Here is a 22,955-nt window from a genome sequence, read left to right on the forward strand (position 1 = left end):
GTGCCACAATGGCAAGACCTGTCGCTAGCCGTCGGTGCTGGAAAGTGCCTAGGATCACAACGGATAGCGGAAGAACGACGAGAGGTGCCCGTGACCCACCACAACCCCCCGAGGAACGCCGCCGGCGGGAAGCCCGCCCCGGGCATCCCGGTCCAGGACGTGCCGAACCTGCGGACCCGCAGAAGACTGGAGACCCAGGCAGAGATCCACCGGGCCGCCGTCGAACTGATCGAGGCCCAGGGTGCCAAGGCCACCACCGTCGAGCAGATCGCCGCCCGCGCCGGCGTCTCCTCCCGGACGTTCTTCCGGCACTTCGCCGTCAAGGAGCAGGCGGTGCTGCCCGGCCAACGCCGGCTGCGCCAGGCCATCGACGCCCTCGAGTTCGACGGCGCCGGGCCCGACGCCGCGCTGCGCGCGGTCGAGGAGATGGCCGCCACCGTCATCGCCGCCGAGCCCCAGGAGGACCTGGAGGCGAACCAGCGGGTCCGACGGATCCTGCTGCGCGAGCCGGACATCCGGGGGCTGGCGACCGCCCAGGAGCAGGAGCTCGTGATGCGCCTGCGCGACCGCCTGTTGAGACGAGGCGGGGCGGGTATGGACCTCATGACCGCCCGACTCATCGCGGAGACCGCCATGCTGCTCTGGCGATCGTGCTGGGACCACTGGGCCGAACTGGCCGACGCCGGTGAATCCCTGGAACCTGTCCAGCTGTACCGTCAGTACCGTGAGGGCCTGCGACGCCTCCTGGGCTGAGACGGGACCCACGGAGCACGACCTTGAAGACACCCGTCACGAGGACCTCCGTTGCGCTCCCCTTCTGCCATCACCACGACGCTGACGACCATCGTGCGGCCGATCACGGTCGTCGCCGGGGTGTTCGCTCCGGGCCATCTGGGCGAGTTGACCCGCATCATCGACTTCGAGACGGCTGAAGCGGCCCTCGGCGAAGGCGCTGCGCGAGCTCCGCCGCCGGCTGGGCCCGTCCCCGCTGCGCGAGCTGTTCAGCTTGTTGGCCGGGCCGACGGTTTCCGCGCACACCACTGGGGTGGCGGTCCAGACCGCTCAGGACCTGGCCACCTGCGCACGGAACGTCACCGATGACTCCGGCGACCTTGTCGGCGACATCGGCCAAGCCGTGCTTGCCGGACTCAACCCGCCGCGCCGACCGCGGGTGTGTCCCCGCCGGGTCAGATCCCCGCTGTCCCGCTGGAGCAAGCACCCACCGAACCGGACCACCACCACCCGCACGATCGCCCGGATCACGATCACCGGACCCGACACCGAGACACACCGCAGTCGGTCCTTGACCCCAGTGGCGGGCCCTTGACTACCCGGCATGGGGACTAGACTGGGATGGAATCCTCGCTGAGCCCGGCGTGAGTCCGGGCTCAATCCGACCCCTGGAAGGTGGACGGTCTCACGTGACGTACGTCATTGCCCTGCCGTGTGTGGACCTCAAGGACAAGGCCTGCATCGATGAATGCCCCGTTGACTGCATCTACGAGGGCGAGCGGATGCTGTACATCCACCCGGACGAGTGCGTCGACTGCGGCGCCTGCGAGCCGGTCTGCCCCGTCGAGGCCATCTTCTACGAGGATGACACCCCGGAGGAGTGGGCCGACTACTACAAGGCGAACGTCGAGTTCTTCGATGACCTCGGTTCCCCCGGTGGTGCCGCCAAGCTGGGCCTCATCCCGAAGGACCACGAGGTGATCATGGCGTTGCCGCCGCAGCCGATTCCCGAAGGCCTCTAGAGCCCATGCTGCGGCTGCCCGAATACCCCTGGGAGTCCCTGGCCCCCTACCGTGCCACGGCCCAAGCCCATCCCGGTGGCCTCGCCGACCTGTCCATCGGCACCCCGGTGGATGACACCCCGGCCCTGATCCAGGATGCGCTGGCGGCTGCCGCGAATGCTCCGGGCTACCCGACCACCCAGGGGACCGCCGAGCTGCGGGAGGCCATCGCCGCGTGGTTCGCGCGCCGCCGTGGCGTCCCCGGTCTGAGCCCGGACGCGGTCATCCCGACCGTGGGCTCCAAGGAGTTCATCGCCTGGCTGCCGCTGTTGCTGGGCCTCGGTCCCGGCGATGTGGTCGTCCGCCCCACCGTGGCCTACCCGACCTATGACATCGGGGCCCTGCTCGTGGGTGCCACCGCCGTCGCCGCCGACTCCCTCGAGGAGCTCGACCCCTACACCCGGGCCCGGGTCCGGCTGATCTGGACCAACTCCCCGGCCAACCCCACCGGGGAGGTGGCCTCGGCCGAACAGCTTCGCGCCGTCGTCGCCCAGGCCCGCACGGTGGGCGCCGTGGTGGCCGGGGACGAATGTTATGCGGAGCTGGGCTGGGGCGAGTGGGACGATCCGGAGGGCCTGCGGCCCGGGACCCCGTGCCTGCTGTCCGATCAGGTCAGCGGCGGGGACCACACGAACCTGCTCAGTGTGTACTCGCTGTCCAAGCAGTCCAACCTCGCCGGTTACCGGGCCGCCTTCGCCGCGGGGGACCCCGCCCTGGTGTCCACCCTGGTCAACAGCCGTAAGCATGCGGGCATGATCGTCCCGATGCCGGTCCAGGCGGCCATGACCGTGGCCCTGGCCGATGATGCGCACGTGCGTCGGCAGAAGGGGCGCTACCGGGCCCGCCGGGCCCTGCTGAAGGACGCCCTCGAGGCCGCCGGGCTCGTGGTGGACCACTCCGAGGCCGGGTTGTACCTGTGGACGCGGGACGGCCGGGCGGGCGGTGCCGTGGACGGTGCGGCCGGAGACAACACCACCGGGCACGACGCCGGCCGGTCGGATCCCAGCGAGCAGGACAGTTGGGATCTGGTCGGCGCCCTCGCCCAGCTGGGCATCCTCGTCGGTCCGGGGACCTTCTACGGGGAGGCCGGCAACGGCTACGTGCGGGTGTCACTCACGGGCACGGATGAGGCCGTGGCCCGGGCGGCGGAGCGACTGCGCACCTGGCGGTGACCCTGCGGCCTGCGGTGACCCCGGGGCCGTCGCGAATGTCACCGATTCCCTGTCCGGCCTCCCGGCTTGGTAGCGTTGCCGTGGATTGAACCACCGGATCGATCATCCACGGTCGCCCTGACGCGCTGCCTGGATCCTGGCGGCGGTTCGCACACTGCACAACTCATGAGGGAGTACCCATGACCGAGAACACTTCAGCTCAGCTGTCCGTGGACGGCACCACCGTCGAGCTGGGCCGCGAGAAGGCCACCATCGGCAATGACGGCCTGAACATCGGACCGTTGCTGAAGTCCACCGGTCAGGTCACCTATGACCCGGGCTTCATGAACACGGCCAATGCCAAGTCCGCGATCACCTACATCGACGGCGACGAGGGCGTGCTGCGCTACCGCGGCTACCCCATCGAGCAGCTGGCCCAGAACTCCTCGTTCCTTGAGGTCGCCTACCTGCTGATCTACGGCGAGCTGCCGACCGGCGACCAGCTGGGCGAGTGGGACCAGAACATCCGCCGCCACACCATGCTGCACGAGGACCTCAAGGGCTTCTTCTCCGGCTTCCCGCGGGATGCGCACCCCATGCCGGTGCTGTCCTCGGCGGTCTCCGCCCTCTCCACGTTCTACCCGGACTCGCTGGACCCGTTTGACGAGGAGCAGGTCCACATCTCCACCATCCGGCTGATGGCCAAGTTGCCGGTGATCGCCTCCTACGCGTTCAAGAAGTCCATCGGCCAGCCGATGCTCTACCCGGACAACTCCCTGAACCTGGTGGAGAACTTCCTGCGCCAGTGCTTCGGGGTCCCCGCCGAGCCGTACGAGCTCGACCCGGACATGGTCAAGGCCTTGGACCTGCTGCTGATCCTGCACGCGGACCACGAGCAGAACTGCTCCACCTCCACCGTGCGGCTCGTGGGGTCCTCCCACGCGAACATGTTCGCCTCCATCTCGGCCGGCATCAACGCCCTCTACGGCCCGCTGCACGGCGGTGCCAACGAGGCCGTGCTGAACATGCTGCGCTCCATCAAGTCGGACGGCGTCAAGCCCGAGGACTTCATGGACAAGGTCAAGAACAAGGAGGACGGGGTCAAGCTCATGGGCTTCGGCCACCGCGTCTACAAGAACTACGACCCGCGCGCCAAGATCGTCAAGAAGACCGCCCATGACATCCTGGGCAAGCTCGGCGGCAACGACGAGCTGCTGGACATCGCCATGCGCCTCGAGGAGAAGGCACTGGCGGACGACTACTTCATCGAGCGCAAGCTCTACCCGAACGTCGACTTCTACACCGGCCTGATCTACAAGGCGATGGGCTTCCCGGAGAAGATGTTCACCCCGCTGTTCGCCCTCGGCCGCCTGCCGGGTTGGATCGCCCAGTGGCGCGAGCTCATCGAGGACCCGGCCACCAAGATCGGCCGCCCGCGCCAGCTCTACACCGGCCACGACCTGCGGGACTATCCCGTCCGTTGAGCGCCCACCCCCCACCCCCACTTTGAGGGCAGAACGACCCGGTTCGTTCTGCCCTCAAAGTGTTCTACGGTGCTTTTGCGGCATGCTGGCGGTGAACGGCTCAGCCGGCCAAGGTCACCGTGACGGCGCCCTCGGTGCCGGTGGCCGGCGCCCAGCCGTGATCGGCCCGCACCCAGCCCTGTCCGCCGAAGGAGGCGGAGGTGACGCCGAACCGCTGGGCGTTCGCCACAGCCCATTGCACGAGGGCCCAGCCCCGTGGGCCGGAGACCGGGATCGTCACGGTCCGGCCGTCGTCGGAGATCTGTGGCCAGGCAGAGGACAACTGCTGTTGTAGAGCCGCCGTCATCGCCTGGGCATCCCCGGGGCCGGCGGGGGACTTCAACACGCAGTTCAAGGCCGCGGGGGAGTGGCCGGTGAGCGCGGAGGCGTACGCCCGCCCCTCGGGCTCATGGTCGGCGTAGGCCTCCGGGTAGGCGGAGCGCTGGACCGTCTGGGCGGCCACGGTGATGTCGAGGTCTTCGAAGTCCGGGACCAACAGCTCGAGCTCCTGGTAGAAGCGGTTCGCCGCATAGACCGGATCCATGACCTGCGCCTCGGAACCCCAGCCCTGCGAGGGCCGCTGCTGGAACAGTCCACGGGAATCCGGGCCGGCACGGTCACCGTAGTCGATGTTGCGCAGCTTGGACTCCTGCACGGCCGTGGCGATGCCGATCGAGGCCGCCCGGGCCGGGAGGCCACGGTCCATGGACACGGCCGAGATCAGGGCCGCATGGGAGGCCTGCTCCGGGTCCAGCCTGAAGGAATCCGAGCCGACGATCGCGGTGCAGTGTTCCCGCACCATGATCTCGGAGGAGTCGATGAACCGGGTAGCGGCCCAACTGCCGCCGGCCACCACGGCCACGCCCAGCACGAGGACCCCCAGGGTGCGCCGGCGCCGGCGGGATCTCCTGTTCACCGGGGCCTTCACGGAGGCCTTCACGGGTGCATCATCGAGCGGTTCGGAGCGGCCTGTCCGCCGGGGACCCGGGTGGGCATCAGTTGGCGTGCAGGGCGTCGTTGAGGTCCACGGTGCGGCCGGCACGGGGCAGGGCCTGGACCTGCCCGGTGGATGAATCGCGGCGGAACAGCAGGTTCTTCACGCCCGACAGGTCCAGAGCCTTCACGGTGGTCTCCTGTGCCCCGCCGCGGTCGGTGGAACCGTCCGTGGCCGCGCTGCCCGTGCCGGTGCGGACCGTGACCCGGGTGCCGGCGGTGATGTAGAGGCCCGCCTCGATGACCGAATCGTCGCCGATGGAGATGCCGACACCGGAGTTCGCCCCCAACAGGACCCGGTCGCCGATCGTGATGCGCTGGGAGCCACCGCCGGACAGGGTGCCCATGATGGAGGCCCCACCGCCCACGTCCGAGCCGTCCCCGACGACCACGCCGGCTGAGATCCGGCCCTCCACCATGGAGGCGCCGAGGGTGCCGGCGTTGAAGTTCACGAAACCCTCGTGCATGACGGTGGTGCCCTCGGCCAGGTGGGCACCGAGGCGGACGCGGTCGGCATCACCGATCCGCACGCCGGTGGGCACCACGTAGTCGGTCATCCGCGGAAACTTGTCCACGCCGTACACCTGCACCGGACCGCGGGCCCGCAGCCTCAGGCGGGTGGCCTCGAATCCGGCCGGCTGGCACGGCCCGACGTTGGTCCACACCACGTTGGCCAACACGCCGAAGATCCCCTCCAGATTGAGGGTGTTCGGCGTGGCGAGTCGGTGGGAGAGCAAGTGCAGGCGAAGCCAGGCGTCCAGGGCATCGGCGGGGGCGGCATCGAGGTCGATCTGGACGGCATGGACCTGCTGGCTCGTTCCACGGTCGGCATCCGCGACGACGAGGGCGCTCAGCGCCGCCGTCAGGTCGTCACCGGAGGGACCGCCCAGCACCGGCGCCGGGTACCAGACATCGAGCACGGTGCCGTCCGCAGCGACCGTGGCCAACCCCGTGCCCGAGGCCCGTCGAGACGGCCCGGCGCGCCGCTCTCCGGCCTGGTCTGAGCGGTCGGGACGCACGGTGGGATCGCGCTGGATGGGGTGGGATGTCATGGGACGTATCCTACTGGGCCGGACCTAGACTGACGCTCATGGAATCTCCCAGCCCCGCGTTGCCGCCCCTGGACTCTGACGTGGCCCTGCTGACGGCGGCCCTGCTGGACATCCACTCCGTCTCGGACCACGAGGGCCCGCTCGCGGACGTGGTGGAGGCCGCCCTGCGTGCCCTGCCCCGACTGCGCGTGCAGCGTCTCGGGGACACCATCGTGGCGCGCACGGACTTCGGTCTGTCCTCCCGCGTGGTGCTGGCCGGACACCTGGACACCGTGCCCCTGCCCACCACCCCCGGCGCCCGGGGGACGGTGCCCTCGCGCTGGGAGCCGGCGGCCGGCGTCGTGCCCTCCGGCCTGCCGGAAGACGCCGACCTGCTCTACGGGCGCGGGGCCACGGACATGAAGTCCGGGGTGGCCGTCCAGCTGGCGGCGGCCGGGCTGCTGGGACACGACGCCGGCCCGATCCCCGGGCGCGACGTCACCTGGGTGTTCTACGACCATGAGGAGGTCGGCTCCGAGTTCTCAGGGCTGGGACGGGTGGTCCGCGACGCCCCGGGGCTGCTGGAGGCCGACTTCGCGGTGCTGCTGGAACCCACCGACGGGGTGGTCGAGGGGGGCTGCAACGGGACCAGCCGGTACAGGGTGACCGTGCCCGGGGTGGCGGCGCATTCGGGTCGGTCCTGGCGGGGGGTGAACGCCATCCACGCCGCGGCACCCCTGCTGTCCGTGTTGGCCGCCTACGAGCCGGCCACCGTGACCGTTGAAGGCCTGGACTACCGGGAGGGTCTCAACGCGGTGCGGATCCACGGTGGCACGGCCGGCAACGTCATCCCAGACGCCTGCACGGTGGAGGTCAACTACCGTTTTGCCCCGGACAAGGACCTGCGCCAAGCGCACGAGCAGGTGTTCTCCGTCCTGGCCCTGGCCGGAGTGGACCGGGATCGCGTGGAGATCACCGACGAGTCCGCCGCGGCCCGTCCCGGGCTGCACCATCCGGCCGCCGCAGCCTTCGTGGCCGCCGTCGGGGGGAGCCCGCAGCCCAAGTACGGCTGGACCGACGTGGCCCGCTTCTCCGCCCTGGGGGTGCCCGCCGTGAACTTCGGCCCCGGCGATGCCCTGCTGGCCCACAGCGATGACGAGCACGTGAGTGCCGGGGCGGTCCGGGACTGCCTGGCGGCACTCACCCGATGGCTGCTTCCGCGCGTCTAGACCCGCCTGGACCCGACTACTTCGTCTCGACGTCCACGGTCGGGGCCATGGTCGTGGAGGTGGCCGGGGCTACGTCCCCACTGGTCCGCGAGGACAGGTTGCCAGCCAGCTTGGTGGCCAGCCACGTCAGGATGAAGTTGAGGACGATGAAGATCAGCGCAGCGATCACGAGGGTCTGGAAGATGTTCGAGTATCCGGAACCCAGCTGGCGGGAGTACTGCAGCAGCTCGTAGAAACCGATCAGATAGCCGAGTGCGGAGTCCTTGAGGATCACCACGAACTGGCTGAGCAGGGAGGGCAGCATGGCGGTCAGCGCCTGCGGGACCTCCACGAGGCGCAGCGACTGGTTGTTCGTCATGCCGACCGCCGCCGCGGCCTCGCGCTGCCCCTTGGGCAGGGACTTCACGCCGGAGCGGACCAGCTCGGCGATCACGGCCCCGTTGTAGAGCGTCAGCCCCACGATCACCCCGTAGTAGGCGGCGTCCGAGCTGGCCATGAGCCCGGCGGGGGCCACCACCCGGGCGAAGAAGAAGTACAGGAAGAACATCATCACCAGCACCGGGACGGCGCGGAAGAACTCGATGATGACGCCGGAGATCGCCCGGATGATGGCGAACGGGGCCAGCCGCAGGAAGCCGAAGACGAGGCCGAAGACCAGGGCCGTGATCACGGCGATCCCGGAGGCCTGCAGGGTGAACTGGAGTCCCGGCAGGTAGTAGTTGGTCCAGGCGTTGGCGTTGAGGGCATTGACCCACTTGTCCGGGGCCAACTGGTCCTGGCGGTCCAGCTGCATCAGCACCAGGACCACCACGGCCAGCACGGCGGCCAGCGCCACCAGGTTGGAGACCAGGATGTTGCGCCGGGCCTTGGGGCCCGGGGCGTCGAAGAGGACGGACGTCGTGGCGGTCATCGTGCCACCGCCAGTTTGTCGGAGAGCCAGGTGGTCAGGATGCCCATGGGGATGACGATGATGCAGAATCCGATCGCGATGGTGAGGAAGATGTAGATCATCAGGTCCGGGTTGAACTCGATCATGGACTTCATCAGCCCCGAGGCCTCGGCCACGGAGGCCGCTGCGGCCACCGTCGTGTTCTTGGTCAGCGCGATCAGGGTGTTGCCCAGCGGGGTCACGGCACCGCGCATCGCCTGGGGGAGTACCACCATGCGAGCGGCAGGCAGGAAGCTGAGCCCGATCGCCCGGGCGGCCTCGGCCTGGCCGAGGGGCACGGTGTTGACACCGGAACGGATCGACTCGCAGACGAAGGACGCATGGTAGAGGGTCAGGGCGATCACGGCATACGTGAAGAAGTTGATGTCGAAGTCCTTGGAGAACTCGATCTTCAGCTGGCCCCAGACGGCCAGGACGCCGAGCACCATGATGATGGTGAGCGGGGTGTTCCGGACGATGTTCACGTAGGAGGTGCCGATGCTCCGGAGTGAACCGACCGGGGAGATCCGGAAGAGGGCTAGGACCGTGCCGAGGATGAAGGAGCCGATGGCCGCCAAGAAGGTCAGCCGGACGTTCATCCAGAAGGCGCCGAGGATGTCGTACTCGGCGAAGAGTTCAAGGAATCCGTTCATGAGCTTCCTGTTTCGGTGACCGACGGCCGGGGGTGTGCCGCGGTGGGTGGCCGGAGGATGACGACGGCGGCGGGGCGGGCGGGTGCCCGGCCCGCCGCCGTCTCACGATGCTGCCCGATCAGGCGTCGCAGGATTCCATCTCGGCCTCGGGGCCGTTGTTGAGCGCCTCATCCGGCGTGTATCCGGTGCCCTCGGTGTTGGAGGTCAGGGCCTCTTCCCAGGCGCCATCATCCTTCATCTTGGTGATGGCGTCGTTGACGGCCTGGCACTGGTCCGAGCCCTTGGGCAGTCCGACGCCGTAGCGTTCCACGGTGAAGGTGTTGCCGACCACCTTGAACTTGCCGGAGTTCTCCGGGGTCGCGGCGAGGCCGGCGAGGATGATGTCATCCGTGGTGACGGCGTCCACCTGGCCGGATTCGAGGTAGGTCACACACTCGGCGTAGCCACCCTGCTCCACCAGGTTCACGCCGGAGGCGAACTCGTCCTTGATCTTCTGTGCGGAGGTGGAGCCGGTGACCGAGCACAGGTTCTTGCCCTCCAGGTCTTCGGGTCCGGTGATCTCCGTGTCGTCGGCACGGACCAGGAGGTCCTGGCCGGCCACGAAGTACGGTCCGGCGAAGCCGACGCGCTGGGCCCGCTCGTCGGTGATCGAGTAGGTCGCGAAGATCATGTCGACCTCGCCGCCCTCGAGAGCGTTCTCGCGGTTGGCCGAGGGGGTCTGGATCCATTCGATCTGGTCGTCGGAGTAGCCGAGCTCGCCGGCCACGAACTTGGCCACGTCCACGTCGAACCCGGTCGGGTCGCCGCTGCCCTCCCGGAAGCCGAGTCCCGGCTGGTCGAACTTGATGCCGATACGGACGGAATCCCCGCCACCGCTGCCTGCGGATTCGCTGCCGCCCTCACCGCCGCCGTCATCGGCCGATGGCGAGCAGGCGGACAGGACGAGGGCGGCCGAGGCGGCGATGGCGGCGACGGACAGGAGCTTCTTGCGCATTGTTCCTCCAGTGACGGTGCTCGTGATGAGAGCTGTTGGGTGCTGTGGTGACAGGTTCGATGGTGCGAGGGACGTGGAGTCTCAGTGGGTGAGGATCTTCCCCAGGAAGTCCTTGGCCCGGGGGTGCTGCGGATTCGAGAAGAACGACTCGGGGTCCGTGTCCTCGAGGATGGTGCCCTGGTCCATGAAGATCACCCGGTCGCCGGCCTTGTGGGCGAAGCCCATCTCGTGGGTGACCACGACCATGGTCATGCCCTCGTGGGCGAGCTGGACCATGGCATCCAGGACCTCCTGGACCATCTCCGGGTCGAGTGCCGAGGTGGGTTCGTCGAAGAGCATGACCTTGGGCTTCATGGCCAGGGCCCGGGCGATGGCCACGCGCTGCTGCTGGCCGCCGGAGAGCTGGGCCGGCATCTTCTTGGCCTGCTGCGCCACGCCGACGCGTTCCAGCAGCTCCATGGCCTCCTGGTTGGCCTGCGCCTTCTTCAGGCCCTTGACCTTGATCGGACCCAGGGTCACGTTCTCGAGGATCGACTTGTGGGCGAAGAGGTTGAAGGACTGGAACACCATGCCGACGTCGGCGCGGAGCTTGGCCAGCCCCTTGCCTTCCGCAGGGAGGGGTTTGCCGTCGATGCGGATCGTGCCGCCGTCGTCGATGGTCTCCAGACGGTTGATGGTGCGGCAGAGCGTCGATTTGCCGGAACCCGAGGGTCCGATGACGATCGCCACCTGCCCCTCGGGGATGGTCAGGTTGATGTCCGTGAGGGCCTGGAACGAGCCGAAATGCTTGTTCACGTTCTCCAGCTCGACGAGGGCCCGCTTCTCGGTGGGTTCGGCCGCGGGGGGATCCGCTGGGGCCGGTGTGCTCTGCGTCATAGTGGGAGACTATAGGACATGGCCGGTCCTGATCAGGTATCAGCGGTCGTCACGGCCCGGTTTTAATCCAATCGTTGCCTGTCTGAAACGTCCCTTGAGCGTTCCTGAAGGCCTAGGCTGGGGGACATGTCCTCCGATGCGCCCTCCAGCGGCCCAGGCGCCACGCCGCGCCCCGGCATCCGGCGCGGGCCCCAGACCCTCCGCGGTGCGGCGGCCACCGGCCCCACCTTCGACCAGCTGCTGTTGCGCTCCGAGCCGGAGCAGCCCCAGGGCTCCACTACCACGGATGCCTGGCGGGTGATGCGCATCCAGGGGGAGTTCATCGAGGGCTTCGGCACGCTGGCGGGCCTCGGCCCGGCCATCTCCGTGTTCGGCTCGGCGCGCACGCAACCGGGTGCCCCGGAGTATGAGCAGGCCCGGCAGGTCGGCCGGATGCTGTCCGAGGCGGGGTTCACCGTGGTGACCGGGGGAGGCCCCGGGGCCATGGAAGCTGCCAACCGGGGTGCCAAGGAGGCCGGCGGCCTCTCCGTGGGCCTGGGGATCGAGCTGCCCCACGAACAGGGGATGAATGCCTGGATCGATGTCGGGGTGGACTTCCGCTACTTCTTCGTCCGCAAGGTGATGTTCCTGAAGTACTCCCAGGGTTTCGTGGTGGCACCCGGAGGGCTGGGGACCCTCGATGAGCTCTTCGAGGCGCTCACCCTGGTCCAGACCGGCAAGGTCACCGCCTTCCCCGTGGTGTTGCTGGGCCGGGATTTCTGGGCCCCGCTGGTGGACTGGATCCGGGACACCCTGGTGACCCGCGGGATGATCAACGCCGTGGATGTCCATCTGCTCCAGGTGGCGGATACGCCGGAAGAGGCCGTGGCCCTGGTCATCAACACCGTGGCCGGCGGCCGTTGGCCGGACCGGGAGGACTGGGATCCCGAGCACCACCGCGTCGCCGCGGACCACGGTCCGGCAGCAGGTGACCCGCAGTGAGCGTCTTCGTGGTGCTGGTCCTGGTCGCCGCCGTCCTGGTGGTGGGGTTGTTGGCCCTCGTCGTGATGGGACGGGGCGGCTTCGCGGCCCCCCTGGCGGATCCCGTGCGTCTGGTGCCACCCGTGCTGTTGCCGCCGGATCCGTCCCCGGAGGACGTGGACCGTCTGCGCTTCGCACCGGGGCTCCGCGGATACCGCATGGACCAGGTGGACGAGGCCCTCCAGATGCTCGCTGCAGCGCTTGCCGAGAGGGATGCGGAGATCTCCCGGCTGCGGGGACGGCGCGCGGAATCCATGCCGGCAGGGGTGCCAGGAGACGACGCCGCGATGCGTTGAGACGGTGTGATTAGCGGCACCGCGCGGAATCCGGAATAATAGGGGTTGTCAAGCGCTCCGCGGCCGTGCCGGATTGCCTCAAGCCGTGCCGGCCACACGAAAAGTCTTGCGGTCCCGCTGTGACGAGGGGGGCCGCTTCGAGAAGGGAACACAGATGGCAGCCATGAAGCCTCGTACCGGGGACGGTCCCATGGAAGTGACCAAGGAGGGCCGGAGCCTCATCATGCGCGTGCCGATCGATGGCGGAGGTCGCCTGGTTCTTGAACTCAACAAGGATGAGGCCGCCTCACTCAAGGAGTGCCTGGTCGGCGTCACCGAGGGCTGACCGTCGTCAGCTCGCCCGGTCTGACAGCATCACCTGGTGCTGACTACACCGTCCAGTACGAACCAACCCCCCGGTCCCGCAGCCTGACGGCTGTGCGGCCGGGGGTTCGGCGTGCTGGGGGAACCCGTCAGCAGTGCACGGCCAAAAGGTCAGCGGCGCACGGCCAAGAGGATGCCGGACCCGGTGGGGAGCAGCGCTGACTGCCACATCTCATCGTCCCGCAGCATCTTGCCGGCCTCACGGCAGGCCACGGTGGAGGCCTCCCGGACGGCGGGCTTGGGGACCCGGTCCTCGTCGAGGGCGTCATTGACGATCAGCAGACCCCCGGGGCGCAACAGCCGTGCAGCCTGCTCCACATGGAAGACCAGGGAGGCCTTGTCCGCGTCGAGGAAGACCAGATCATAGGCCTTGCTGTTCAGGCGGGGGACCACCGTCCGGGCGCGGCCGGTGATCATCCGGGTGCGGTTGGCCGGGAAGCCGCCCTCGGCGAAGCCCTCACGGGCGGCCCGCAGCGCCTCGGCATCCGGGTCGATGGTCGTCAGCATCGCATCCCGGGTCAGGCCCCGCATCAAGGCGATGCCGGAGACTCCAGCACCCGTGCCGATCTCGACCACGTTGGCGGGGGAGCGGGTGGCCGCCAACACGGTCAACAGTGCGGCGGCGCCCTCGGTGACGGGGGTGATCCCCAGATCGGCGGAGCGTTCGCGGGCCCGCAGCAGGACGTCGTCCTCGGCCGGACGGGACTCAGCAAAGGCCCAGCTGGCGTGCTTGTCCGTCTGGTGGGGGCTCAGGGCCTTCATGCGGCGTGCTCAATTCTCTGGTCCGGGGGGTGATGCCGATCGGCAGTCCATACTACGGGGAGTCCGGCCGGACGCCTTCATGCTCAGGCTCCTCACAGAATGTGGGGCCAGACTGGATGCTGACGGAAAGGAGTCGACTGCGGTGATGATCCCCGACTGCACCCCACTCTTCGTGCCCTTCGTGCCGACCCCCGCACGAGTCTGCGGAGGAAAGGGTCCACGCTGATGGCGGTGTTCCACCCCCGGGCACGCCTCGACTCCTACGTGGAGCATGCCCTTCCTCCGGTCTCCAGGGCGAGGGTCGCCGCGCATCTGACCCAATGCGGCGAGTGCCGCCGGGAAGTCTCCCAACGCGAACGCATCCTGCAGGTCGCCTCCTCCGTGCAGTCCTCGCATCCCAGCCGGCCTGTCTCCTCGGGATCCGACGCAGCCTCCGGGGACGCGGCCTTCCAGAACGACGAAGCGTCCAGTCCACCTTCCACCACCCAGCCGGTGCTCGAGACACGGGACGGTGTGGCGGGCTGGAAGGTGGTGGCCGGCATGGGAGCCCTCGGACTGACCGCCGTGGTGGTGCTGTCCGCGGCCTGGATCGCCGGCGACCCCGAGTTCATGGCCGGCGCCGGGGATGGTGGGCAACTGTTGCCGGCCGCCGCCAGTCCCTCTGCCGTCAGCCCGCCCGCCACCGTGACCGAGGACGACGTCGGCCCCTCCGCTGAGCGGGACGGCTCCCCGGCCGCGCACGGCGCGCAGGCCACCGCGCAGGTTACCGGGGGTTCTGTCCCGGACGACTCGGGAGGGGACCTGGACGCCGTGGACCGGGACAACGGCGGGGACCCCGATCCGGCCGTACTGCGCCCGGCGGGCGTGGACGGCGGCGCCGTATCCTCATCGACAGCGGCGGCCGATGCCGCGGCGGGCGACTCGGGGGTTCCGGGCGTGGCCCTGGCCGGGGCGGTGGCCCTGACCCCGGACATGGTCGCCGACCTCCGGCAGCATGGCTGGAACGTCCCGAGCCTGAACGGCTTCGGCCTGCGCAACGACTCCACCGGGTGGGCGTTGGCAGGGGACGCCGCCGAGGTGGTCATGACCCTGCGGGGGGACGGGGCCTCGATGGTGTTGCACGAATGCCGTTCGTTGGCCGGAGACGCCGAGGAGGACGGGGCGCCCGGGTGCCCGGTGGGCGCGGGGCTCACCGGCGCCGGTGAGCCGGCAGAGGGCCTTGCGTTGGCGGGGGAGACCCGCGAGCTGCCCGTGGGCGTGGAGATGTCCGTGCTGGATCATGGGGACGGCACGTGGACGGCCACCGCCCGCACCGCCCAAGCCGCCTACACGGTGGAGTCGGACCTGCCGGTGGAGCGCGCCGACCGGTTGATGTCCCTCGTGGTGATCTCAGAACGGTCGCGCGTGCAGTCGGGCCTGGCTCCCGAACGTCCCGCGGACCGTCTGGCGAGAGGCTTCGAACGGTTGATGCCGTGGATGGCCGAACCGGGCTACGAGCGCCGGTAACGGTGCAGGACTCTCCGGTAGGCTAAGGTTCCGTGACCTTCGGTATCAACGGCGCAGAGCTGATCATCCTGATCCTGCTAGCCGTCCTCGTGCTCGGACCGGAGAAGCTTCCCGAATACGCGCGCAAACTCACCGAGTGGGTCCGGACCCTGCGGAACATGGCCGAAGGTGCCAAGAGCCAGTTCAAGGAGGAGACGGGCACGGACTTCGACGAGATCGACTGGAAGAGGTACGACCCTCGGCAGTACGATCCGCGGCGGATCATCCGGGACGCCCTGTCCGAGCCGGTCGACGGTGAGACCCAGGGGGCTGCCGCAGCCAGCGTCTCCGGCTCCTCCGGCCCGTCCTCCGGTGCCGCCACCGCAACGTCCTCACCCGCACCGTCCACGGCGCGGGACGGCCTGCGCGGGGACCTCCAAGCGGTTCGTGGCCAGCGTGATGCACTGCGCGAGGACCTGAAGGAGATGGACCCCCGGGCCCTGTTGTTCGGCTCCTCCCCGCGGCGCTCGGCGTCGGTTGCCGGCGCTGTGGTCGCCGGGACTGCTGCGACGGCCGCAGGCGGCGCCGAGACCACCACGATGCCCGAGGCCGGGGCGTCCACGGAGCCCACGGTGTCCGAGACGGTGCAGATCCCCGAGCTCGACGACGTCGCAGCCGCGGCCCCGTCCGCAGACCTCCCACCGGCCCCCTTCGACACCGACGCCACCTGACGCACCCGGGCTCATCTGACGCACCTGGACTACTCGGCGCCGAAGGCCCGAGACCGGGGACCCGGCGCCTGTCGGGCTGTCCTCAGTCGCGCGGGGTGACGGGCAGCTTCAACCCCGAGAGCCCGCGGGGCCGCACCGCCAGGGACTCGGCCACACGCCGTAGCTCGGTCCCGGCCGGAGACTGCGGATGTTCCAGTACCACGGGGGTGCCGCCGTCGCCGTCCTGACGCAGCTGGGGGTCCAGCGGCACTGAACCGAGCAGCGGCACCGGCCGGCCCAGCGCGGCGGTGAGCCGGTCCGATACGGTCTGCCCGCCACCGGAGCCGAAGAGATCCAGCACGAACCCGTCCGGCAGGGTCATGGCGGCCATGTTCTCCACCACCCCGGCGACCCGCTGCTCGGTCTGCTCGGAGAGTTCCCCGGCCCGGGCCGCCACCTGGGCGGCCGCCTGCTGCGGGGTGGTGACGATGAGCAGCTCGGAGGTGCTCAGCAACTGCGCGGCGGAGATGGCGATGTCCCCGGTGCCCGGCGGGAGGTCGACCAACAGGACGTCCAGATCGCCCCAGTACACGTCCGTCACGAACTGTTCGAGGGCCCGGTGGAGCATCGGTCCACGCCAGGCGACCGGACGGTCACTGTCCAAGAACATGCCGATCGAGATGACCTTCACCCCGTGGGCCACCGGGGGCAGGATCATCTCGTCCACCCGCGTGGGCCGGGCGGTGGTGCCGAGCAGCCCGGGGATGGAGAAACCGTGGATGTCGGCGTCCACCAGACCCACGGACAGGCCGCGGGCCGCCAGCGCGGTGGCAAGGTTGGCCGTCACGGTGGACTTGCCCACGCCACCCTTGCCGGAGGCCACGGCATACACCCGGGTCAGGGTGCCCGGGCCGAAGGGGTTCGGAGGCCGACCGCCCGTCAGGAACTCCTTGAGCCGGGCGCGCTGCTCTGCGGTCATGACGGCCATCACGACCGTGACGGAGGTGCAGCCGTGCAGATCGGCCAGGGCATCTTCCACATCCGCGGTGATGGTGTCCCGCAGCGGGCATCCGGCAATCGTCAGCCGGACACCGATCGTGAGGTGTCCGGCTCCGGCTGCCCCGTCGGCTGTCCCCTCGGTGATGGAGGCGATCATGCCCAGTTCGGTCACCGGACGCCGGATCTCAGGGTCCAGGACGGAGCCGAGACGGGTCCACGCGGCCCGTTCCAGGTCGGTGGTGAGCTCCGGGGCGTCGATGGGCCCGGCGGTGTCAGTCATGGGGTTTCCACTCCAGGTTCTTCAGGTTCTTCAGGTCGGCCGGTGTCTCCGGCGTTTCCGGCCACGTCAGCGCCGCGCGTCGGGCGTCCTCCACGGTGCTCCGGGACGCCGCCGGCCTCCTCTGAGGCGATGTCGGCCAACGTGGTCGTGCGGTTGCCGTCGTCGTCGCCCTCGATGCGTTCGCGGGCCTCGCGGCTCGGCCGGTTCTTCTTCTTCTTGTTCTTGCGATGCGCGGACCCTGACCCTGACCCCGACCCGGCCGGGGTGGGCGCGGGGCCGGCGTCGGGGCGTTGGGCCATCTCCTCGAGCACCTCGGTCCGCACTTGCTCGCGCCACTCGTCCTTGAGGTCCTCGGTGATCTCTGCGACGGCATCCCGCATCTCGGAGCGGACGAAATCACGGGTGGCCACGTCCTGCAGGGCGATGCGCAGTCCGGCGAGTTCACGGGTGAGGTACTCGGTGTCCGCCAGGTTGCGCTCCGCGCGGTGGCGGTCCTCCCGCAGGGACACCTTGTCCCGGTCGTCCTGCCGGTTCTGCGCCAGCAGCAGCAGGGGAGCGGCGTAGGACGCCTGCAGGGACAGCACCAGGGTCAGGGCGGTGAAGCCGATGGCGGCCGAATCGAAACGGAACTGCGCCGGGGCGAAGGAGTTCCAGGACAGCCAGAGCGCGCAGAAGACGGTCATCCACAGGATGAACTGCGGTGTGCCCATGAAGCGTGCGAAGCCCTCGGTGGCCTCACCGAACGCGTCCGGGTTGGGGCTCGGCCGGGGCCAGCGGCGGGCCCGGGCGCCCAGTGGGGTGTCCAGGCCGGAGCGGCGCGCGGACGGGGAGCCGGACGTCTCCGTGTTCTTCTCAGCCATCAGCTCGCCTCCGTCGTTGTCGAGGATGTCCTCGAGGGGGCCTTCGAGGGATCGGTCGCCGGGTGCTGGGCCTCATCCGGGTGCTCCATGCTGCGCCAGTCATCGGGCAGCAGGTGGTCCAGGACGTCGTCTACCGTGACGGCACCGACCACCCGGTGGTGGTGGTTCACCACGGGGATGCAGGTCAGGTTGTAGGTGGCCAGCTCACGCGTCACCGCGGGCAGGGGCATCAGGTCGGAGACGGGCTCGAGGTCCTTGTCCAGGATGTTCCCGAGGGGTTCCGGCGGGGGATAGCGCAGCAGCCGCTGGAAGTGCACCACGCCGAGGTACCGGCCGGTGGGGGTCTCCAACGGGGGCCGGGCCACGATCACCAGGGAGGCCATGGACGGGGTGAACTCCTGCTGGCGGATGTTCGCCAGCGCCTCGGCCACGGTGGCCTCCGGGGGCATGATGACCGGGACCGGCGTCATCACGGAACCGGCGGTGTTCTCCTCGTACTCCATGAGCCGCCGGACATCGTCCGCATCCTCCGGCTCCATCAACTCGAGGAGCAGCTCCTGCTGGGCATCCGAGAGCTCATGGAGGAGGTCGGCGGCATCGTCCGGGTCCATCTCCTCGAGCACGTCCGCGGCGCGTTCGATGTCCAGGTTGGAGATGATCTCCACCTGGTCGTCGTCCGGCAGCTCCTGGAGCACATCCGCCAGCCGCCCGTCCTGCAGCTCCGTGGCCACCTCGACGCGGCGCTTGGCCGTCATCTCATGCAGTACATCGGCGAGGTCGGCTGCCTTGAGGTCCTCGTGGGCCGCCACGAAGCTGGAGGCACCCTGCGGCTCCTCCCGTGCGGCCCAGCGGGCCTCGTTCCAACCCACCAGCAGGTGCTCGCCCCGGGCCCGCCCGAAGGCGCTGCGCCCGGCATCGCGGCGGATATACAGGTCGCTCACCAGCCAGTCGCCGTTGCGCTGCTGTTCCAGGCCCAGGTCCTCCAGGACCGCCTGGCCCGGACCGTCCACGAGGGTGACCCGGCGGTCGAAGAGGTCGGCGGCCACCATCAGCTCGGCCCCCCGGCGCTCGAAGCGGCGGAGGTTGATCAGCCCCGTGGTGATGACCTGTCCGGCACCCATGGACGTCACCCTGGTCATGGGGACGAAGACGCGTTTCTTGCCCGGCACCTCGATGACGAGACCGACCGCGACCGGCGGCAGGCCCGGCCCACGTTCGGTGACCACGGCGTCCCGCAGGCGGCCCAGACGGTCACCCAGCGGGTCGAAGACATCCAGACCCAGCAGGCGGGCGACGAAGATCTTGGGGGCATTCACCCATCCAGACTAGTCGGCGTGAGCCGGCTCCGCCGGAGGTCCGGGCCTTACGCCGGTGGCGGAGAACCCGGCGTGCGGTGGTGCCCCGCGCCGGCCCGGACGGCACAATGGAGCCATGTCCATGCTCTTCGGTCCCACGTCCTCCGATCCCTCGGTCAGCGGCCTGCCCCGCGGCGAGGTGCTGGGGTCCTTCCCGACCTACCTCGAGGCCCGGAAGGTCGTGGACGAGCTCGCCGCCCAGGAGTTCGACGTCCGCACAGTATCGATCGTCGGCACGGACCTGCGCACGGTCGAACGGATCCGCAACCGGCTGACGTATCCGTCCGTGGCCTTGCGTTCCGCCATCCAGGGGGCGTTCTTCGGGATGATGCTCGGCATCCTCATGACCCTGATCGATCCCGCCGGCAGCGGAATCCAGATCCTTTACACCGTGGGACTCGGCGTGGCCGTCTGGGTGATCTTCGGGGTGATCGGCCATGCGATGCGCAAAGGCCGGGGGGTGAACTCGGTCCAGCAACTCGTCCCGTCCAACTTCGACGTGGTCTGCGAGTTCGAGACCGCAGCCCAGGCCAAGCAGGCACTGGGCCGTCCGGGAGCAGCCCCGTCCCCGGCCCCCGTCGCAACCGTGGCTCCCACCCCACCGAGCACGCCCTCACCAGAACACCACCAGGGCCCGACGTCGGCCTCCAGCGCCGCGGACAGCGCGCCCGCCGCTCCGATTCCGGCGACGGCCTCACCCACTGACCCGGTATCGGTCCCGGCCACTGACTCGACACCGGTACCGGAGCCCCCAGCCCCTGCGCGTACCGGGGTCTTCCCGGACCTGCCGGACGGCCGTCCCCAGTACGGGGTGCGGCTGCCCGAGGACGAGGCCCGGGTGGTGCAGGAACGCATCCTGGCGGAGAACGCCGCCAAGGGTGCCCCGGCCGGTCAGGACGCCAAGGGCGGCAAGGGTCAGGAATCCTTCGAGGCCCCGTCCTACGGCAAGGGCGGCTCCGGCGGCTCTGGCGCCTCTGGCGTCTCTGGCGTCTCTGGCGTCTCCGGTGTCTCGAAGCGTCCGGGCCGCCGCGCCGATCGGAACCGGCCCGTGGACGGCGCCGCACCGGGCGCGGAAAGCGACCGGCCGGCGTCGGGCACCGGGGGTCCTGACGATCCCGAAGCGACTGCAGATCCCGCCACTCCAGCGCCCCGGGACGTCACGGGCGGCCCCCAGCCCGATGAAGACCGTCCCTGAGGATCAGCCGAGCAGCCGCGCCATCCAGGCCTCCACGTCCTCGGGTGTGCGCGGCAGGGCGGCGGAGAGGTTCTCGGCGCCCTCGTCCGTCACATAGATGTCGTCTTCGATGCGCACGCCGATCCCGCGGTATTCCTCGGGCACGGCCAGGTCCTCGGCCTTGAAGTACAGGCCCGGCTCGATGGTGAAGACCATGCCCGGCACGATCTCGGCGTCCAGGTAGAGCTCACGCCTGGCCTGGGCGCAGTCATGCACGTCGAGGCCCAGGTGGTGGCTGGTGCCGTGGGGCATCCAGCGGCGGTGCTGCTGACCCTCGGGCGAGAGCGCCTCCTCGACGGGCACCGGCAACAGGCCCCAGGTGTCCAGGCGCTCGGCCAGCACCTGCATGGCCGTGGCGTGGACGTCCCGGAACCGCAGCCCGGGCTTGACGGCGGCGAAGGCGGCATCGGCCGCATCGAGGACGGCCTGGTAGATCCTGCGCTGGACGTCCGTGAAGGTCCCGTTGACCGGCAGGGTCCGGGTGATGTCCGCGGTGTACAGCGATTCCGCCTCCACGCCGGCATCCACGAGGATGAGGTCCCCGTCCCGCACCTGACCGTTGTTGCGGATCCAGTGCAGCACCGTGGCGTTGTTGCCGGCGGCCGCGATGGTGTCATAGCCCAGGTCATTGCCCTCGAGGCGGGCACGGGAGAAGAAGGCCCCCTCCACGATCCGCTCGCCGCGCGCATGGCCCCGTGCGAGCGGCAGCACCCTCACGATGTCCTCGAACCCGGCGATGGTGGCGGCCACGGAACCGCGCATCTCCTGGATCTCCCAGCCGTCCTTGACCAGACGCAACTCGGAGAGGAACTCGGTCAGCACCGCGTCCAGGGCGTCCGAGGCCTCCAGGTCCACCCCGGTGTTGATGCGGGAGGTGTCCACGAGGGCCTCCACATCCAGGTCGGAACCGCGCAGCAGCCGGATGCGGACGCCGCCGATCTCCACGGCACCGGCGTTCTTGGTGACGGCGACCTCCAGCTCGGACAGGTCGGCGGTGCGCAGGCCGGTGCGGGCCGCCATCTCGCCCAGGGTCGGGCGGGAACCGATCCAGAACTCGCCGGTGCGGGCGTTGGAGTAGAACTCCTCGGAGTCGCGGCCGGCCAGGGGGCGGAAGTAGAGGGTGGCCTCGTGATCACCGCCGTGGTCACCGGCACCCGGTTCCACCGGCTCCATCACCAGGACGGCCTCCGGCTCGTGGTCCACGCCCAGACCCGTGAGGTGGGCGAAGGCCGAGTGGGCCCGGAACCGGTAGTCGGTGTCATTGGAGCGCACCTTGAGCGAGCCGGCCGGGATGACCAGGCGCTCGCCCTGGAACTCGGCGGACAGGGCCTTGCGGCGCCGGGCGGCGAAGGGGGAGGAGGCGTCCGGCATGACGAGCGGGGTCTGCGCCGGGGCCCAGTTCGAGCCCATGAACTGCTTGAACGCGTCCGAGGTCGGCTTCTGGGACCGGTTGTTCACCCGGTCCTCCACGGGCTGGGGGTGGTTGTCTGAGGTCTCCGGGGTCTGGGACTGTGCATCGCTCATGGCGTCCATCATCGCATTGTCTTCGGTGGTGGCTAGGCTGGGGCCCATGTCGTTCGACCTGCACACGCACTCCAACATCTCGGACGGCACCGAGCCGCCTGCGGACGTGGTGCGGGCAGCCGCGCGAGCCGGACTGACGGGCCTGGCCCTGACGGACCATGACACCACCGCCGGGTGGGCGGAGGCAGCCGTGACGGCCGGGGAGACCGGGCTGGTCCTTGTACCCGGTATGGAGGTCTCCTGTGTCTCGGACACCGGGATCAGCGTGCACCTGCTGTCCTACCTGCACGACCCCGATGCCCCGGGACTCACCGGGGAGATCGCCCGGTCCAGGTCCTCGCGGCTCAGCCGGGCCCAGCGCATGGTGGAGCGTCTCGCGGAGGACTACCCCATCACGTGGGAGATGGTGCTGGACCACTCGACCCCGGATGCCACCATCGGGCGGCCACACATCGCGGACGCCCTCGTGGCCGCGGGCGTCATCCACGACCGTTCCGCCGCCTTCACCTCGATCCTGACCCCGCGCTCGCCCTACTACGTGGGCCACTACGCCCCGGACCCGGTCCATGCCGTCCGGCTGGTGCTCGAGGCCGGCGGCGTCCCCGTCTTCGCCCACCCGATGGCCTCCATGCGCGGCCGGATCATCGGCATGGAGCTGTTTCGCGAGATGATCGACGCCGGGCTGGCCGGGATCGAGGTCTTCCACCGGGACAATCCCGACGAGGCCCGGCGTACCCTGCGCCTGATCGCCGTGGAGCACGGGCTGTTCATCACCGGCTCCTCCGACTACCACGGGGCCGGCAAGCCCAACCGGATCGGTGAGTACACTACCCCGGCGGAGGTGGTGGCCCGGATCGAGGAGCAGGCCACGGGCACCGCCGTCATCCGCCCCTGAC

General features: G+C 69.6%; 24 protein-coding genes. 13 read left to right on the forward strand and 11 right to left on the reverse strand.

Features of this window, described 5'->3' with window-relative positions; genetic code table 11:
* The first annotated feature begins 90 nt into the window (after positions 1-90).
* The 5 genes from ACSU1G_RS16960 (at position 91) to ACSU1G_RS16980 (ending at position 4,428) form a co-directional block, all read left to right on the forward strand.
* Entirely contained in the window at positions 91-753 is a 663-nt protein-coding gene (locus ACSU1G_RS16960) for a TetR/AcrR family transcriptional regulator (protein WP_439281140.1), read from the forward strand.
* Positions 754-804: 51 nt separating this feature from the next.
* The gene (locus tag ACSU1G_RS16965) at positions 805-1,101 is read left to right on the forward strand and encodes a hypothetical protein (protein WP_439281141.1); all 297 of its coding nucleotides are present in this window, start codon (positions 805-807) and stop codon (positions 1,099-1,101) included.
* 320 nt (positions 1,102-1,421) lie between these two features.
* Positions 1,422-1,754: a ferredoxin gene (gene fdxA / locus ACSU1G_RS16970; protein ID WP_439281142.1), complete on the forward strand. Its 333-nt coding sequence runs from the start codon at positions 1,422-1,424 to the stop codon at positions 1,752-1,754.
* A gap of 5 nt (positions 1,755-1,759) precedes the next feature.
* The gene (dapC, locus tag ACSU1G_RS16975; RefSeq protein WP_439281143.1) at positions 1,760-2,965 is read left to right on the forward strand and encodes a succinyldiaminopimelate transaminase; all 1,206 of its coding nucleotides are present in this window, start codon (positions 1,760-1,762) and stop codon (positions 2,963-2,965) included.
* 179 nt (positions 2,966-3,144) lie between these two features.
* On the forward strand, positions 3,145-4,428 hold the full coding sequence (locus ACSU1G_RS16980; RefSeq protein ID WP_439281144.1) for a citrate synthase: 1,284 nt from the start codon (positions 3,145-3,147) through the stop codon (positions 4,426-4,428).
* 100 nt (positions 4,429-4,528) lie between these two features.
* Here ACSU1G_RS16980 and ACSU1G_RS16985 read toward each other — a convergent pair whose 3' ends face one another.
* The gene (locus ACSU1G_RS16985; RefSeq protein WP_439281145.1) at positions 4,529-5,407 is read right to left on the reverse strand and encodes a hypothetical protein; all 879 of its coding nucleotides are present in this window, start codon (positions 5,405-5,407) and stop codon (positions 4,529-4,531) included.
* Between the two features lie 55 nt (positions 5,408-5,462).
* Positions 5,463-6,512: a 2,3,4,5-tetrahydropyridine-2,6-dicarboxylate N-succinyltransferase gene (dapD, locus tag ACSU1G_RS16990; protein ID WP_439281146.1), complete on the reverse strand. Its 1,050-nt coding sequence runs from the start codon at positions 6,510-6,512 to the stop codon at positions 5,463-5,465.
* Between the two features lie 38 nt (positions 6,513-6,550).
* Here dapD and dapE point away from each other — a divergent pair, with 38 nt between their 5' ends.
* A complete protein-coding gene (gene dapE, locus ACSU1G_RS16995; protein WP_439281147.1) occupies positions 6,551-7,720 on the forward strand; it encodes a succinyl-diaminopimelate desuccinylase in 1,170 nt (389 codons plus the stop codon).
* A 16-nt stretch (positions 7,721-7,736) separates the two neighbouring features.
* On the opposite strand, the gene ACSU1G_RS17000 is transcribed toward dapE, so the two are convergent.
* The 4 genes from ACSU1G_RS17000 to ACSU1G_RS17015 all read right to left on the reverse strand — a co-directional run bounded on the left by ACSU1G_RS17000 (position 7,737) and on the right by ACSU1G_RS17015 (position 11,171).
* Positions 7,737-8,630 (reverse strand): amino acid ABC transporter permease, encoded by an 894-nt coding sequence (locus tag ACSU1G_RS17000; RefSeq protein ID WP_439281148.1) that lies wholly within the window; start codon positions 8,628-8,630, stop codon positions 7,737-7,739.
* Positions 8,627-9,301 (reverse strand): amino acid ABC transporter permease, encoded by a 675-nt coding sequence (locus ACSU1G_RS17005; RefSeq protein ID WP_439281149.1) that lies wholly within the window; start codon positions 9,299-9,301, stop codon positions 8,627-8,629. The genes ACSU1G_RS17000 and ACSU1G_RS17005 overlap by 4 nt, the downstream gene beginning before the upstream one ends.
* 118 nt (positions 9,302-9,419) lie before the next feature.
* On the reverse strand, positions 9,420-10,295 hold the full coding sequence (locus ACSU1G_RS17010; RefSeq protein WP_439281150.1) for a glutamate ABC transporter substrate-binding protein: 876 nt from the start codon (positions 10,293-10,295) through the stop codon (positions 9,420-9,422).
* Between the two features lie 81 nt (positions 10,296-10,376).
* Positions 10,377-11,171, reverse strand: coding sequence for an amino acid ABC transporter ATP-binding protein (locus ACSU1G_RS17015; RefSeq protein ID WP_439281151.1), 795 nt, complete (start codon positions 11,169-11,171; stop codon positions 10,377-10,379).
* Positions 11,172-11,297: 126 nt separating this feature from the next.
* Between ACSU1G_RS17015 and ACSU1G_RS17020 the strand changes: the two genes are divergently transcribed.
* The 3 genes from ACSU1G_RS17020 (at position 11,298) to ACSU1G_RS17030 (ending at position 12,812) form a co-directional block, all read left to right on the forward strand.
* Complete coding sequence (locus ACSU1G_RS17020; protein ID WP_439281152.1) at positions 11,298-12,152, forward strand: TIGR00730 family Rossman fold protein; 855 nt, start codon at positions 11,298-11,300, stop codon at positions 12,150-12,152.
* Positions 12,149-12,487 carry a DivIVA domain-containing protein gene (locus tag ACSU1G_RS17025; RefSeq protein ID WP_439281153.1) on the forward strand — a complete coding sequence of 113 codons (339 nt, stop codon included), beginning with the start codon at positions 12,149-12,151 and terminating at the stop codon, positions 12,485-12,487. Before ACSU1G_RS17020 ends, ACSU1G_RS17025 begins: the two co-directional genes overlap by 4 nt.
* 154 nt (positions 12,488-12,641) lie before the next feature.
* Positions 12,642-12,812 (forward strand): DUF3117 domain-containing protein, encoded by a 171-nt coding sequence (locus ACSU1G_RS17030; protein ID WP_345355382.1) that lies wholly within the window; start codon positions 12,642-12,644, stop codon positions 12,810-12,812.
* Between the two features lie 149 nt (positions 12,813-12,961).
* On the opposite strand, the gene ACSU1G_RS17035 is transcribed toward ACSU1G_RS17030, so the two are convergent.
* The gene (locus ACSU1G_RS17035; protein ID WP_439281154.1) at positions 12,962-13,612 is read right to left on the reverse strand and encodes an O-methyltransferase; all 651 of its coding nucleotides are present in this window, start codon (positions 13,610-13,612) and stop codon (positions 12,962-12,964) included.
* Positions 13,613-13,837: 225 nt separating this feature from the next.
* Here ACSU1G_RS17035 and ACSU1G_RS17040 point away from each other — a divergent pair, with 225 nt between their 5' ends.
* Together ACSU1G_RS17040 and ACSU1G_RS17045 are read left to right on the forward strand one after the other, a co-directional pair.
* Positions 13,838-15,118 (forward strand): zf-HC2 domain-containing protein, encoded by a 1,281-nt coding sequence (locus ACSU1G_RS17040; protein WP_439281155.1) that lies wholly within the window; start codon positions 13,838-13,840, stop codon positions 15,116-15,118.
* Between the two features lie 32 nt (positions 15,119-15,150).
* A complete protein-coding gene (locus ACSU1G_RS17045; RefSeq protein ID WP_439281156.1) occupies positions 15,151-15,828 on the forward strand; it encodes a twin-arginine translocase TatA/TatE family subunit in 678 nt (225 codons plus the stop codon).
* 82 nt (positions 15,829-15,910) lie between these two features.
* Here ACSU1G_RS17045 and ACSU1G_RS17050 read toward each other — a convergent pair whose 3' ends face one another.
* From ACSU1G_RS17050 to ACSU1G_RS17060, 3 genes are read right to left on the reverse strand one after another with little or no spacing between them, the layout of a single operon-like run.
* Positions 15,911-17,086, reverse strand: a complete 1,176-nt coding sequence (locus ACSU1G_RS17050) for a P-loop NTPase (protein WP_439281157.1) — start codon at positions 17,084-17,086, stop codon at positions 15,911-15,913.
* Positions 17,083-17,946 (reverse strand): DUF1003 domain-containing protein, encoded by an 864-nt coding sequence (locus tag ACSU1G_RS17055; protein WP_439281158.1) that lies wholly within the window; start codon positions 17,944-17,946, stop codon positions 17,083-17,085. The genes ACSU1G_RS17050 and ACSU1G_RS17055 overlap by 4 nt, the downstream gene beginning before the upstream one ends.
* On the reverse strand, positions 17,946-19,262 hold the full coding sequence (locus ACSU1G_RS17060; protein WP_439281159.1) for a magnesium transporter MgtE N-terminal domain-containing protein: 1,317 nt from the start codon (positions 19,260-19,262) through the stop codon (positions 17,946-17,948). The genes ACSU1G_RS17055 and ACSU1G_RS17060 overlap by 1 nt, the downstream gene beginning before the upstream one ends.
* 115 nt (positions 19,263-19,377) lie before the next feature.
* Between ACSU1G_RS17060 and ACSU1G_RS17065 the strand changes: the two genes are divergently transcribed.
* Positions 19,378-20,496 carry a general stress protein gene (locus ACSU1G_RS17065; protein ID WP_439281160.1) on the forward strand — a complete coding sequence of 373 codons (1,119 nt, stop codon included), beginning with the start codon at positions 19,378-19,380 and terminating at the stop codon, positions 20,494-20,496.
* Positions 20,497-20,499: 3 nt separating this feature from the next.
* Here the strand turns inward: ACSU1G_RS17065 and ACSU1G_RS17070 are convergent, their stop codons facing one another.
* Positions 20,500-22,059, reverse strand: coding sequence for an aminopeptidase P family protein (locus tag ACSU1G_RS17070; protein ID WP_439281161.1), 1,560 nt, complete (start codon positions 22,057-22,059; stop codon positions 20,500-20,502).
* A 46-nt stretch (positions 22,060-22,105) separates the two neighbouring features.
* Here ACSU1G_RS17070 and ACSU1G_RS17075 point away from each other — a divergent pair, with 46 nt between their 5' ends.
* Positions 22,106-22,954 (forward strand): PHP domain-containing protein, encoded by an 849-nt coding sequence (locus tag ACSU1G_RS17075; RefSeq protein ID WP_439281162.1) that lies wholly within the window; start codon positions 22,106-22,108, stop codon positions 22,952-22,954.
* The last annotated feature ends 1 nt before the right edge of the window (position 22,955 follow it).

The sequence above is a fragment of the Microbacterium sp. A93 genome, assembly GCF_051842835.1.